Origin of the sequence: Enterobacter sp. BIDMC 30 (assembly GCF_000534355.1) — a bacterium.
Lineage (GTDB): Bacteria > Pseudomonadota > Gammaproteobacteria > Enterobacterales > Enterobacteriaceae > Enterobacter > Enterobacter ludwigii.
In genome coordinates, this window is record NZ_KI973169.1 from 2,459,242 (window position 1) to 2,472,697 (window position 13,456).

Genomic DNA, 13,456 nt, shown 5'->3' on the forward strand with positions numbered 1-13,456 from the left:
GGGAACATTTAAATGAGTACTCTACTAAGACGTGCTGCGCTCGTTCTGTGCGCAGGGGTTAGCTGCGCGCACGCAACGGAATCAGCAAAACACTGGGAATTTAATATCGGTGCCATGTATGAAATTGAAAACGTCGAAGGTCAGGGCGACGATAAAGATGGATTATATGAACCCTCTGTATGGTTTAATGCCACATGGGATGCCTGGACCCTTTCGCTGGCAATGTATCAGGAAGGACCGGTTGATTACAGCAGCATGACCCGTGGGACCTATTTTGACCGCCCGGAATTTGAATTACGCTATCGCTTTATTGGCACCGATGATTTTACACTCGGGTTGACCGGCGGTTTCCGTAATTACGGTTATCACTTTAAAGATGAACACGGTGCCAAAGACGGTAGCGCAAATATGCAGCGTTACAAAATTCAACCGGACTGGAATATTAAATTGTCCGACGACTGGCGTTTTGGTGGCTGGTTTGCCATGTATCAGTTTGCGAATGACCTGGAAAAAACCGGTTATGCCGACAGCCGTGTAGAAACGGAAACGGGTTTTACCTGGACCATTAATGAAACCTTCTCTGCTAAAGTGAACTATTATCTTGAGCGCGGTTTCAATATGGACAGTTCACGTAATAACGGCGAATTTTCAACGCAGGAAATTCGCGCGTATCTGCCTGTTTCATTAGGCCAGACGACGCTCACGCCATATACCCGTCTGGGGCTGGATCGCTGGTCGAACTGGGACTGGCAGGACGATCCCGATCGTGAAGGACACGATTTCAACCGACTGGGTCTTCTGTACGCGTATGACTTCAACAATGGATTATCCATGACGCTGGAATACGCCTACGAATGGGAAAACCATGACGAAGGCGACAGCGACCGTTTCCACTACGCGGGTGTTGGCGTTAATTACGCGTTCTGACAGACCGGATGCCAGGGGCTTTCAGCCCCTGGTTTTAACGAAGAGAGGGCGCTAACGTAAAATGGGTATCGACAAGCACTTTTTGTGGCGCAGGCTGACCGGCGATACGCCTGAAAAGAAGATTGCAGCTCTCTTCACCCAGCTTGCGGGTTGGGATATCAAAGCCCCCGGGTGCTGGTGTTAAAATGAGAGAGAGCATCGGGTCACTGTATCCTGCAATCACCACCTGCTCGGGGATCCTCAGTTCCAGAGTATCCGCCGCGCGATAAAGGCTGAGTAACTTCATGCTGTCGGTGGCAAATACCGCATCAGGTGGCGTGGCCGAGGAAAGCAATTCTGTGGCCGCGGCAAGCGCGCTTTCATGGGTATATCCGCCGTCGATGATCCACGCCGGGTTAATGGCGATGCCGTGCTTTTCCAGGCTGGATTTATAACCGGCAAGACGATCAATCGAAACATGATAATTGAGCGGCGCGTGCAGACAGGCAATGTTACGTCGGCCATTTTTAATAAAGGTTTCTGTTAGCGTGGCGCTGTCCTGGAAATTATCCGTGTCGACCGAGTAAATATTCTTAAAATCACCTTCGACTTTCCCGATGACGACCACCGGTACGCCATAAGCATCCAGCGTTGTGAAAAAGGATTCATTTGCCGGTGAGCTCAGCATGATGATCCCTTTAATCATTTTTTGTTTTATTTTACTTTCGCATTTCAGCAGATCGTCTTCACTGCTTTTCGAGGTTTGCAAAATAACGTCAAAACCTTCCTCTTCAGCTTTGGCTGTAATGGCATGCAGAACATCAGAGAAAAAAGGGTTGCCGGCGGTGGTTTTCGTCGAGCGTGTCGAAATAACCATAATGGCGTCGAAGCCAGAAGAGGTCAGGGCGCGGGCGAGTTTATTGGGTTGATAATTTAATTCGTCAATCGCCTTCAACACTTTTTCACGCGCTTCAGGAGAAATATTCGTTTGTTTATTCAGAACGCGGGAGACGGTTGATTTCGAAACGCCGGCAACCCGTGCGATATCATAGATGGTGGGTGACATACACCTTACTCACTCCTGACTAACAGCAATGTCGTTCATCTTACTGGAGAGAAAACGGCAATAGCAATAAATAAGAATTGATAATCAACGATCTGCCCCCATTTATTGTATTCTGAAGCAATGTATTTGAGGCTTCCGGGCAATGAAGGACGGCGATGAAGCGACTTAAGAACGAACTCAATTCACTGGTGAACCGTGGCGTTGACCGTCATCTGCGTCTGGCGGTGACGGGGCTGAGCCGCAGCGGCAAGACGGCGTTTATCACCGCGATGGTGAACCAGCTGCTTAACCTGCACAGTGGGGCGCGGCTGCCGCTGCTGAGCGCCGTGCGGGAAGAGCGCCTGCTGGGGGTTAAACGTGTGCCTCAGCGCGATTTTGGCATTCCCCGCTTTACCTATGATGAAGGGCTGGCTCAGCTTTATGGTGAACCGCCCACCTGGCCGACGCCGACGCGCGGGGTGAGTGAAATTCGCCTTGCGCTGCGTTTTCGCTCTAATGAATCCCTGATGCGCCACTTCAAAGATACCTCCACCCTGTATCTGGAAATTGTGGATTATCCCGGTGAGTGGTTGCTCGATTTACCTATGCTGGCACAGGATTATCTCAGCTGGTCACGGCAGATGACGGGGCTGTTGCAGGGCAACCGCGCCGAGTGGTCGACGAAATGGCGAAAACTGTGCGAAGGCCTGGATCCGCTGGCGCCTGCCGATGAAAACCGGCTGGCGGCGATTGCCGAGGCCTGGACGGAGTATCTGCATCAGTGTAAGCAGGAAGGGCTGCATTTCATCCAGCCGGGCCGTTTTGTTCTGCCGGGAGATTTGGCGGGCGCACCTGCGCTGCAGTTTTTCCCGTGGCCGGACGTGGATGGCATCGGGGAGTCAAAACTGGCCCAGGCGGACAAACACACTAACGCCGGAATGCTGCGCGAGCGTTACAATTACTACTGTGAAAAAGTGGTGAAAGGTTTTTATAAAAACCACTTTTTACGTTTTGATCGCCAGATTGTGCTGGTGGATTGTCTGCAACCGCTGAACAGCGGGCCGCAGGCCTTCAACGATATGCGCCTGGCGCTGACACAGTTAATGCAAAGTTTTCACTACGGGCAGCGCACGCTGTTTCGCCGTCTCTTCTCACCCGTTATCGACAAGCTGCTGTTTGCGGCCACAAAAGCCGATCACGTGACGGTCGATCAGCATGCCAATATGGTGTCGCTGCTGCAGCAACTGGTGCAGGACGCCTGGCAGAATGCCGCGTTCGAAGGGATCAGCATGGATTGCCTTGGACTGGCTTCCGTACAGGCGACACAGAGTGGGTTGATTGACCTTAATGGCGAGAAAATACCGGCATTGCGCGGGAACCGTCTCAGCGACGGCGAACCGCTTACTGTCTATCCGGGCGAAGTGCCCGCACGCCTTCCGGGGCCGGCCTTCTGGCAGAACCAGGGCTTCCAGTTTGAAGCCTTCCGCCCGCAGGTCATGACGGTCGATCAGCCGTTACCGCATATCCGTCTGGATGCGGCGCTGGAGTTTTTGATTGGAGATAAATTGCGATGACGGAACCGTTAAAACCGCGCATTGATTTTACCGGAACGCTTGAGCAAGAGCATCCGGAGGCGTTTAAAACCGCGCAGACGTTTAATGGCCCGCAGGCAGATAACTTTGCCCCGGCGCTGACCGAAGAGCTGCTTGTTGAAGAGGGGCCGGCTGAAGCGGTCGTGGAAGCCGCGCTTCGCCCAAAACGCAGCCTGTGGCGAAAGATGGTGACTGCCGGGCTGGCATTGTTTGGCGTTAGCGTGGTTGGGCAAGGCGTCCAGTGGGCGGTCAACGCCTGGCAAACCCAGGACTGGGTCGCGTTGGGCGGCTGCGCTGCCGGTGCTCTGATTGTGGGGGCGGGTGTCGGGTCTGTTGCGACCGAGTGGCGTCGCCTGTGGCGCCTGCGACAGCGCGCCCATGAGCGTGATGAAGCGCGGGATCTGCTCCACAGTCACGGAACCGGCAAAGGCCGCGCGTTTTGTGAAAAGCTGGCCAGTCAGGCGGGTATTGACCAGTCACACCCGGCGCTTCAGCGCTGGTATGCCGCTATCCATGAAACCCAGAACGATCGTGAAGTGGTGACGCTGTATTCCCACATGGTGCAGCCGGTGCTGGATGCCCAGGCGCGGCGCGAAATCAGCCGCTCTGCTGCGGAATCAACCCTGATGATTGCCGTCAGCCCGCTGGCGCTGGTGGATATGGCGTTTATCGCCTGGCGTAACCTGCGTCTGATTAACCGGATTGCTGCTTTATACGGCATTGAGTTGGGGTACTACAGCCGCCTTCGCTTGTTCCGTCTGGTATTGCTCAACATCGCCTTTGCCGGAGCAAGTGAGCTGGTGCGGGAAGTGGGGATGGACTGGATGTCGCAGGATCTGGCGGCGCGTCTCTCTGCCCGTGCCGCGCAGGGTATTGGCGCCGGTTTGTTGACCGCCCGTCTGGGCATCAAAGCGATGGAAGTGTGCCGTCCACTGCCGTGGATTGATGGCGATAAGCCGCGATTGGGGGATTTCCGACGTGAGTTAATCGGTCAGCTCAAAGAGACGCTCAATAAAAAACCGGTTCAGTAGCCGGTTTGGTCATTAATCGTGCTGGCTGTCAATATTTGTTGACAGCCATCTTCCCGATCACCGTGTTCTGACATATCATTTTAATGTTATTGGCTTAAAACGGTGAATTTCCCATGCGTCTTGAAGTCTTCTGTGAAGACCGTCTCGGTCTGACCCGCGAATTACTCGATCTTCTTGTTTTACGTAGCATTGATTTACGTGGCATTGAGATCGATCCTGTCGGGCGAATTTACCTCAATTTTGCCGAAATTGAATTTAATACGTTCAGTAGCCTGATGGCAGAAATACGCCGTATCGCTGGCGTTACGGATGTACGCACCATCCCCTGGATGCCGTCGGAGCGTGAGCATCTGGCATTGAGCGCATTGCTTGAAGCCATGCCAGAGCCTTTCCTCTCCCTGGATTTAAAAAGTAAGGTTGAGCGTGTTAACCATGCCAGCTGCCAGCTGTTCGCGCAGAGTCAGGAAAAACTCAGCAACCACAACGCAGCACAGTTGATTCCCGGCTTTAACTTCCAGCGCTGGCTGGACAGCAATCCGCAGAACACCCACAGCGAGCATGTGGTTATCCACGGACAGAATTTCTTAATGGAGATAACGCCGGTCTATCTGAAAGGCGAGGCCGACACGCGCGTTCTGACCGGTGCCGTGATCATGCTGCGTTCCACCGTGCGCATGGGCCGTCAGCTGCAAAATATCTCCAGTCAGGATGTGGGGGCATTCAGCCAGATTATTGCCGTCAGCCCGAAAATGCGGCATGTGGTGGATCAGGCGCGCAAACTCGCGAGTCTGACCGCGCCACTGCTGATTACCGGCGATACCGGTACCGGGAAGGACCTGCTGGCGCACGCTGTGCACCTGGCCAGCCCGCGAGCGGCAAAACCGTATCTGGCCCTGAACTGCGCCTCGATTCCGGAAGATGCCGTCGAAAGCGAATTATTTGGTCACGCGCCGGAAGGTAAAAAAGGGTTCTTCGAGCAGGCTAACGGCGGTTCCGTGCTGCTGGACGAGATTGGTGAAATGTCGCCACGCATGCAGGCCAAGCTGCTGCGCTTCCTCAATGATGGCACGTTCCGCCGCGTAGGCGAGGATCACGAAGTTCATGTGGATGTGCGTGTGATTTGTGCGACGCAGAAAAACCTGGTCGAACTGGTGCAAAAAGGGGTATTCCGCGAGGATCTCTACTACCGCCTGAATGTCCTGACCCTGAATATCCCACCGCTGCGCGATTGCCCGCAGGATATCATGCCGCTGACCGAACTCTTTGTGGCGCGCTTTGCCGACGAGCAGGGGGTACCGCGTCCGAAGCTTTCAGCCGATCTCGGCACGGTGCTCATGCGCTACGGCTGGCCGGGTAACATTCGCCAGCTCAAGAACGCCGTTTACCGCGCACTGACGCAGCTGGAAGGTTATGAACTGCGCCCGCAGGATATTCTGTTACCGGATTACGATGCCGGGACGGTGTCAGTAGGTGAAGAGGCGATGGAAGGTTCGCTGGATGACATTACCAGCCGTTTTGAGCGCTCCGTGCTGACGCAACTGTACCGTAGCTATCCAAGCACCCGTAAGCTGGCAAAACGCCTTGGCGTTTCACACACGGCGATTGCCAATAAGTTGCGAGAGTATGGTTTAAATCAAAAGAAGGGTGACGAATAACGGTAAAAAGCCTCTGTAAAGAGGCTTTTTTTTTACTCATTCTTTTGCGATAGGGGTGCTATTAATGTCGACCTTTGTCTCTCCCTGAATCGATGCAATTCGGTTCTCCACGTCTTTCACCTGTTGCGGGTTATGGAGCAGGGTATAGGTCAGATCAAACTGTGTGCTGGCTCCCGGTTGCAATTGCTTAACGCGTTTTTGTTCGCGCTCAATGGTGACCGGATAGGCGTAGCTGGTACCCGGCTCAATACCGGTCACATAACCTTGCTTCAGGGTGTCGGTATTTTTCCATAAGGTCAGCACCGGCAACTGGCGGGTATCAAACTGAATGGACGCCCCTTTATCACCGGCTTTATTCACCACGGCCGCGAGGGTTTCGTGGTTGTTATCCGCAAGGGGTTTGAGGTTAAACACCATCTCATCAAAGCCTTTCGTTGGCCCGGCATAGGTCTGCCAGTCGTTGACACCGGCTTTCGCGTAGTCATTGAATGGACTGACGCTCGCGACCGGGGCAAGGAAGCGTGCACCTTCTTCGAGGATCGGGGTACCAAAGTTGCTGTGGTAGATGATTTGATAATCATGCGGGTAATCGGCATGGTTTGTCAGAACATCATGCAAACTGAACTGGTTGGTTCCTGGGACGTAACGCAGTTCGGTCATGGTCTGCAAATCTGCTTTTTTGAACGTGCTCTCTTTGATCAAACCGCGAATTCGAATTTCATGGGGGGCGGCGTCAGCCACCTCCACTTCAACCTGCGATACAGGCGTATTGCCCGCCTTGCCGTGAAGCGTGTAGATTTGGCCGTCAGCCGTGACCGGGTGGCCCGTCCACTCATAGCCACAGCGCACCATCATCTCGTTGAAACCTTCCAGCCAGCCAAGCCCGTTGCGACTTTCCAGATTAATATATGCCGGGTTCACGACCTCTTTTACCGGGGAATCCCAGCCCATTCTGGTGCCGAAGCCTTCCACATGGAGCAGGTTCATGCCGCGAGAGGGGCTTAAGGTAATGGTCAGGCCACTTTTACTGCTGATAATAAGGATTTTGCTGCCTTCCTGTTTGCCGCCATGCAACACTTTTTGTTCAATGCTGAACGCCTGATCTTTTACCTTCAGCTCATCGCTCGTTATTTTCCAGTTTCCTTTCTCCACGCCGCTTTCAGCGCTTGTCAGCACCCAGGTTTTCGCCGCAGCATGACCCGAAATCAAAGCCGCAAGGAGCGTAATAGCCAGTTTAATTTTCATATCCTTTCCTTTTTGCTGAAACGATTATTTGCTTTCGTCAGCAAATCTAATGTTTTGACCTGAAGGGAAATGTGATGTGCTTCACTGGGGAAGAAAATATGATTATTTAAGGTCTAATATGAGAATAAGATCGCAATTAAGTTAACTTCAATACAATTAATTGCACAGTAAATGTGAACGGTGAAGGGTTTAGCTTTAACGATTCAGCTTAAAGGGAATAAAAAACCCCGCCAGTGCGAGGTTTGTCATGTGTCGTCTTCCAGAGCCTGCAAAGAGAAATAAACCCTGTTATTTCATTAGATTGCTAAGCTATATAGAATGCTAAGCATTCATTATGCTTTCAACACGTCCAGCGCGGCAGTGTAATCCGGCTCGGTGGTGATTTCGTTAACCAGTTCGCTGAACACGACGTTGTCATTTTCATCGATAACCAGTACAGCGCGCGCTGCCAGGCCTTTCAGTGGGCCTTCCGCGATGCTCACGCCGTAGTTTTCCAGGAAATCCGGGCTGCGCAGGGTGGAGAGGGTAATGACGTTGCTCAGGCCTTCAGCACCGCAGAAACGGGACTGGGCGAACGGCAGGTCGGCAGAAATACACAGCACAACGGTGTTATCCATTTCCGTCGCCAGCTGGTTGAATTTGCGCACGGATGCAGCACAGACGCCGGTGTCGATGCTTGGGAAAATGTTCAGGACTTTGCGTTTGCCAGCAAACTGAGACAGTGTGACGTCAGACAGATCTTTAGCCACCAGAGTAAAAGCCTGTGCTTTGCTGCCAGCCTGTGGAATGGAACCTGCAACAGTAACCGGGTTGCCCTGGAAATGAACGAGTTGTGACATAGATATCTTCCTGTTTACATATAGTTAACGTCGGGGCTAGTGTATGCCATCAGCGGATAACACGGCAAACCAATTTTTTCGCCTTTCCGGGCCGCAAGGAGTCAGTGATGAGAAGCGTTAAGGTCTATGAAGAAGCCTGGCCATTGCATACCCCGTTTGTGATCTCCCGCGGCAGTCGAAGCGAAGCCAGTGTGGTCGTGGTGGAGATAGAAGAGGACGGCATTAAGGGCGTCGGCGAATGCACGCCGTACCCGCGCTATGGCGAAAGTCTGGCGTCGGTAATGGCACTTATCATGACGCTCGTTCCCGATCTGGAAAAAGGGCTCACCCGCGAGGCGTTACAGCAGCGTATACCCGCCGGCGCGGCACGTAATGCGATTGACTGCGCACTCTGGAGCCTGGAGGCTGCCAAACAGCAAACCTCGCTGACGACGCTGCTAGGCGTCACGTTGCCGACATCGGTTGTCACGGCGCAAACGGTGGTGATTGGCGAGCCTGAACACATGGCCGCCAGCGCAAAAGCACTCTTTGATGCGGGGGCGACGCTGTTAAAGGTGAAGCTTGACGATCGTCTGATCAGCGAGCGTATGGTCGCTATCCGCTCGGCAGTCCCGACAGCCACGTTAATTGTGGATGCGAATGAGTCATGGCATCCCGAAGGCCTTGCCGCACGATGTCAGCTGCTGGCCGACCTGGGCGTAGCCATGCTGGAACAGCCTCTGCCGGCACAGGATGATGCGGCGCTGAAGAATTTTATCCACCCGCTGCCCATCTGCGCGGATGAAAGCTGCCATACGCGCGATAGCCTGGTTGAACTGCAGGGCCGTTACGAGATGGTCAATATCAAACTCGACAAGACCGGTGGGCTGACAGAGGCGCTGGCGCTGGCAGAACAGGCGCAAGCTCAGGGGTTTTCAATCATGCTGGGATGTATGCTGTGTACATCCCGGGCGATCAACGCGGCGCTGCCGCTGGTAAATCATGTCAGTTTTGCCGATCTTGATGGCCCGACATGGCTGGCGGTTGACGTTTCACCGGCACTCACGTTTACCAGCGGCGTCCTTCATTTTTGAGGTTGCCAGCGCAGAAGCTCCACCATGGCTTTTAAATATTTTTCGCTGGCTTCATCTGACGATATCGGCGGGAATTCCGCGGTGATGCAAGGTAATCCCAGGTCGGCACACCAGCTGCCGAATGAGCCAGGGGTTTCATAGCCCACGCTGGAGACAAGCGGCAGGGCGAAAGCATTCGCCAGCCATTCGCCCAGCTCGGTGTGCCGCGGATCTTCGATGCAGGCCAGCGGATCGTGAAAGGTGACAACCCAGGCCGGGTGGATCTTATGGATTAACTGGCACAGCGCCTGTGTTTCCGGCTCCGAGCCCGGCGTGTCGCCGGTCAGTAAGACAACGTCACGCTCTTCGGCGGAGCTGTTCCAGCGATAAACCGTTTCACCGGCGCGCCAGTTTGCTGCAGGGAAATTACGGTTTAAATCGATGCCCCGCGCATTGGCGCGCAACCCAAGCTGACACCCATCCGGGTTGACGGCCAGAATCACGTGATGACGTCGTAAGCTGGGCGTCAACGTGCGCAGCGCGCACGAGAGCGTGACGACAGAAGAGTTCTCGTCGCCGTGCGTGCCGGCAATGATCAAACCGCTGTTGCGATCGGCATCGGGGGCCGGAAACCAAATCAGCGATGCGCCTAAAAATGAACGGCCATACTGCTCTGCACCTGGCGGGAAGGCGCCGCGTTCCGCTCTGGGTCGGGTGATTGCCATAGGAAATCCTGATAAAGAAGTCTCTACTGGCAGTGTTGTGCAAAACTCGCGGTTAATCAAATAGTTTCCGTATGGCGGGAAAATTGCCGGATATCAACTTTCCGGAGGAAGGTATTTGCAATTCTCATTGTCGAAACAAATAATTACGCATCTGCTTATTACCTGAATTCATAAAAGGGGATCTTATGAAGCATCCTGTTTCGCGTCTCTGTGCTGCACTGTTGCTGTGCGGACTCTCTTCACTTTCGTACGCCGCTGATGTGCCACAGGGCACGGTACTGGCGCAAAAACAGGAGCTGGTCAGACACATTAAAGATGAGCCGGCTTCCCTTGATCCGGCAAAAGCCGTGGGATTACCCGAGATACAGGTCATTCGCGACCTTTTTGAAGGGCTGGTTAATCAGAATGAGAAAGGTGAACTGACCCCAGGCGTGGCGACGCGCTGGCAGAGTAACGATAACCGTATCTGGACCTTCTCCTTACGTGATAACGCGAAATGGTCTGACGGTTCGCCGGTTACCGCTCAGGATTTTGTCTACAGCTGGCAGCGTCTGGTTGATCCGAAAACCACGTCTCCGTTTGCCTGGTTTGCGGCGCTGGCGGGTATCCATAACGCACAGGCGATAATTGATGGTAAAGCCGCGCCAGATACGCTGGGCGTGACGGCCGTAGATGCAAAAACCTTACGTGTGCAGCTGGATAAACCGCTGCCGTGGTTTAGCAATCTGACGGCAAACTTTGCCTTCTATCCGGTGCAAAAGGCCAATGTGGAGAGCGGCAAAGAGTGGACGCGTCCGGGGGCTCTGGTCGGAAATGGCGCCTACGTTCTGAAAGATCGCGTGGTGAATGAAAAACTGGTTGTGGTGCCGAATACACACTACTGGGATAACGCCAAAACCGTCCTGCAAAAAGTGACGTTCATACCGATTAACCAGGAATCCTCGGCCACTAAACGCTATCTGGCGGATGATATTGATATCACCGAATCGTTCCCGAAAAACATGTATCAGAAGCTGCTCAAGGACATTCCGGGACAGGTGTATACACCGCCTCAGCTGGGCACCTATTACTATGCGTTTAATACGCAAAAAGGACCCACGGCCGATGCCCGTGTACGCCTCGCCCTGAGCATGACCATCGATCGCCGCATCATGGCGGACAAAGTGTTAGGAACCGGTGAGAAGCCCGCCTGGCATTTCACGCCAGACGTGACGGCAGGGTTTACGCCAGAAACCTCGCCGTTTGAGCAGATGTCACAGCAGGAACTTAATGCCCAGGCGAAAACGCTGCTTCAGGCCGCGGGCTATGGCCCTCAGCGCCCGCTGAAGCTGAACCTGTTGTACAACACGTCAGAAAACCATCAGAAAATCGCGATTGCGGTGGCCTCGATGTGGAAGAAAAACCTCGGCGTTGACGTCAAACTGCAAAACCAGGAGTGGAAAACCTACATCGATAGCCGTAATACCGGTAATTTCGATGTGATCCGCGCGTCATGGGTCGGGGATTACAATGAGCCATCGACCTTCCTGTCGTTATTGACCTCAACCCACAGCGGCAATATCTCGCGTTTCAACGATCCGGCGTACGATAAAATTATCCATCAGGCGACGCTTGAAAACACGGCGAAAGCCCGCAACGCAGACTACAACATGGCGGAGAAAATCCTCACGGAAAAAGCGCCGATCGCACCTATTTACCAGTACACCAACGGCCGCCTGATCAAACCATGGGTGAAAGGTTACCCCATTAATAACCCGGAAGACGTGGCTTATAGCCGGACGATGTATATTGAGAAACACTGACAAGCCGGGAACCGCCGGTCTTCGTTGTGAACGTTAAATTAAGAGCTGGCGCATTTGCGCCAGTTTTTCTTTATTGAACGAGGGATGTTTGTTCCGTGAGTCAAAGGGGAGGTAAATGATGACGGATGAAAAGAAAGAGAAAGCGTCTTTCCCGGCAGGGTTAGGGATTATGGATAAAATCTGGGAATGGCAATGGATTATCCGCTTCATCTATATTGTCCTTTTCGCCGATCTGGCGCTGCTGGTATACAGCGGGCAAGGAATATTGACCTGGCCTGTTCAGACACTTAACTGGACCGAACATCTGGGTTTTTTCTGCGTGGCACTCGCCGCCTTAGGTTTGATTGCCACTACCCTGATGCCTTTTATAGCCAATATCGTCAGGCTATTACTCAATGAGCTCATCTACAGCAGTATCTTCCCGGATTTCTTGCGCGCGCAGAGTGATTATCAGAAGAGGTCGGGTGAAGTTCCTTCAGGCGAAGTACTTGATTTAGCGTTGAAGGAAAACAACCAGTTCCTGCTGAATTATTATGAAAAACATAATGCAAACTGGCGCACGAAATTTCATGAACGATTTAAAGTCGGGGATTTACTCTTTGGGATCCTGTTTTTCATGATGCTTGATGACCATCCGCAGTGGTTTAGCGATGAGCAGCATTCGCTGGTCATCGATCTGTTCAGTCACGGTGGTGAAAGCGGAACCGTTCTGTTTTATACCGTGCTTATACTCATCTTTAGTACGCTGATGAGTCTCTGGTTCGGTAAATGGGACTGGGGGAACATCTACTATCCGCCACTGTATCGTGAAAAAGAGGAAGCCCGCAGAAAAGCGCGTGAGCGGGAAGCGCAGTGGGAGCGGCAGGATCGCTAAATCGCCGGGCGACACATTATTCCCAGCAGATTGCTCCCGCCAGGCGCTGCTGGCGGGAGCAGGGCAAAGTTATTCTAGCAATGCACTGAATTTCGCCAGCCATTGCGGATGCGCAGGCCAGGCGGGGGCAGTGACCAGATTACCGTCTACGTGCGCCTGATCGATACCGATATTGGCATAGTGCCCGCCGCCGAGGCGGACTTCAGGCGCACAGGCGGGATAGGCGCTACAGGTTCGTCCTTTTAATATGCCGGCAGCAGCGAGCAGTTGCGGTCCGTGGCAAACCGCAGCAATCGGTTTGCGCGCGGCGTCGAAGGCCTGCACCAGTTTCAGCACGTCATCATTTAGCCGGAGATATTCAGGGGCTCGTCCGCCCGGGATTAGCAGCGCGTCATAATCCTGCTCTTTTACGGCGGAAAAATCGGCATTGAGGATAAAACGGTGGCCCGGCTTTTCACTGTAGGTCTGGGCGCCGTCGAAATCATGGATCGCCGTCATGATGTAGTCGCCACGGGATTTGTCCGGGCAGACGGCGTCCACCTGATGGCCAATCATCTGTAAAGCCTGAAAGGGCACCATTGTTTCATAATCTTCGGCGTAATCGCCGACCAACATCAGGATTTTCTTGCTCATCATTTCTCACCTTTAGGTTTAACGATGTTTAAGATATAGCCTGGCACAGCTGAATTG

The 13,456-nt window shown here is 53.4% G+C and carries 12 protein-coding genes; 7 read left to right on the forward strand and 5 right to left on the reverse strand.

Translation table 11 applies throughout. The features are described from left to right. The first annotated feature begins 12 nt into the window (after nucleotides 1–12). Nucleotides 13–927, forward strand: a complete 915-nt coding sequence (locus L466_RS10645) for an OmpG family monomeric porin (RefSeq protein WP_032680904.1) — start codon at nucleotides 13–15, stop codon at nucleotides 925–927. A gap of 34 nt (nucleotides 928–961) precedes the next feature. On the opposite strand, the gene L466_RS10640 is transcribed toward L466_RS10645, so the two are convergent. Next, complete coding sequence (locus L466_RS10640) at nucleotides 962–1,972, reverse strand: LacI family DNA-binding transcriptional regulator (protein ID WP_032680905.1); 1,011 nt, start codon at nucleotides 1,970–1,972, stop codon at nucleotides 962–964. A 155-nt stretch (nucleotides 1,973–2,127) separates the two neighbouring features. Between L466_RS10640 and L466_RS10635 the strand changes: the two genes are divergently transcribed. The 3 genes from L466_RS10635 to tyrR all read left to right on the forward strand — a co-directional run bounded on the left by L466_RS10635 (nucleotide 2,128) and on the right by tyrR (nucleotide 6,229). Continuing rightward, complete coding sequence (locus L466_RS10635) at nucleotides 2,128–3,525, forward strand: YcjX family GTP-binding protein (RefSeq protein ID WP_032680906.1); 1,398 nt, start codon at nucleotides 2,128–2,130, stop codon at nucleotides 3,523–3,525. Further along, nucleotides 3,522–4,574 carry a YcjF family protein gene (locus tag L466_RS10630; protein ID WP_020882470.1) on the forward strand — a complete coding sequence of 351 codons (1,053 nt, stop codon included), beginning with the start codon at nucleotides 3,522–3,524 and terminating at the stop codon, nucleotides 4,572–4,574. The genes L466_RS10635 and L466_RS10630 overlap by 4 nt, the downstream gene beginning before the upstream one ends. Nucleotides 4,575–4,687: 113 nt before the next feature. Next, on the forward strand, nucleotides 4,688–6,229 hold the full coding sequence (tyrR, locus tag L466_RS10625; RefSeq protein WP_014170325.1) for a transcriptional regulator TyrR: 1,542 nt from the start codon (nucleotides 4,688–4,690) through the stop codon (nucleotides 6,227–6,229). Nucleotides 6,230–6,265: 36 nt separating this feature from the next. Here tyrR and L466_RS10620 read toward each other — a convergent pair whose 3' ends face one another. Continuing rightward, complete coding sequence (locus L466_RS10620; RefSeq protein WP_032680907.1) at nucleotides 6,266–7,474, reverse strand: aldose 1-epimerase family protein; 1,209 nt, start codon at nucleotides 7,472–7,474, stop codon at nucleotides 6,266–6,268. 332 nt (nucleotides 7,475–7,806) lie between these two features. Next, nucleotides 7,807–8,313, reverse strand: coding sequence for a thiol peroxidase (gene tpx, locus L466_RS10615; RefSeq protein ID WP_020882472.1), 507 nt, complete (start codon nucleotides 8,311–8,313; stop codon nucleotides 7,807–7,809). A gap of 107 nt (nucleotides 8,314–8,420) precedes the next feature. On the opposite strand from tpx, the gene ycjG reads away from it, so the two are divergent. Beyond that, nucleotides 8,421–9,386 (forward strand): L-Ala-D/L-Glu epimerase, encoded by a 966-nt coding sequence (gene ycjG, locus L466_RS10610; protein WP_032678269.1) that lies wholly within the window; start codon nucleotides 8,421–8,423, stop codon nucleotides 9,384–9,386. On the opposite strand, the gene mpaA is transcribed toward ycjG, so the two are convergent. Next, nucleotides 9,377–10,090 carry a murein tripeptide amidase MpaA gene (gene mpaA, locus L466_RS10605; protein ID WP_020882474.1) on the reverse strand — a complete coding sequence of 238 codons (714 nt, stop codon included), beginning with the start codon at nucleotides 10,088–10,090 and terminating at the stop codon, nucleotides 9,377–9,379. The genes ycjG and mpaA overlap by 10 nt on opposite strands. Nucleotides 10,091–10,275: 185 nt before the next feature. Here mpaA and L466_RS10600 point away from each other — a divergent pair, with 185 nt between their 5' ends. After that, the gene (locus tag L466_RS10600) at nucleotides 10,276–11,892 is read left to right on the forward strand and encodes a peptide ABC transporter substrate-binding protein (RefSeq protein ID WP_032680908.1); all 1,617 of its coding nucleotides are present in this window, start codon (nucleotides 10,276–10,278) and stop codon (nucleotides 11,890–11,892) included. A gap of 115 nt (nucleotides 11,893–12,007) precedes the next feature. After that, nucleotides 12,008–12,766 carry a hypothetical protein gene (locus L466_RS10595; RefSeq protein WP_032680909.1) on the forward strand — a complete coding sequence of 253 codons (759 nt, stop codon included), beginning with the start codon at nucleotides 12,008–12,010 and terminating at the stop codon, nucleotides 12,764–12,766. A 69-nt stretch (nucleotides 12,767–12,835) separates the two neighbouring features. Here L466_RS10595 and L466_RS10590 read toward each other — a convergent pair whose 3' ends face one another. After that, nucleotides 12,836–13,399: a DJ-1/PfpI family protein gene (locus tag L466_RS10590; protein ID WP_025204027.1), complete on the reverse strand. Its 564-nt coding sequence runs from the start codon at nucleotides 13,397–13,399 to the stop codon at nucleotides 12,836–12,838. Nucleotides 13,400–13,456 lie beyond the last annotated feature (57 nt).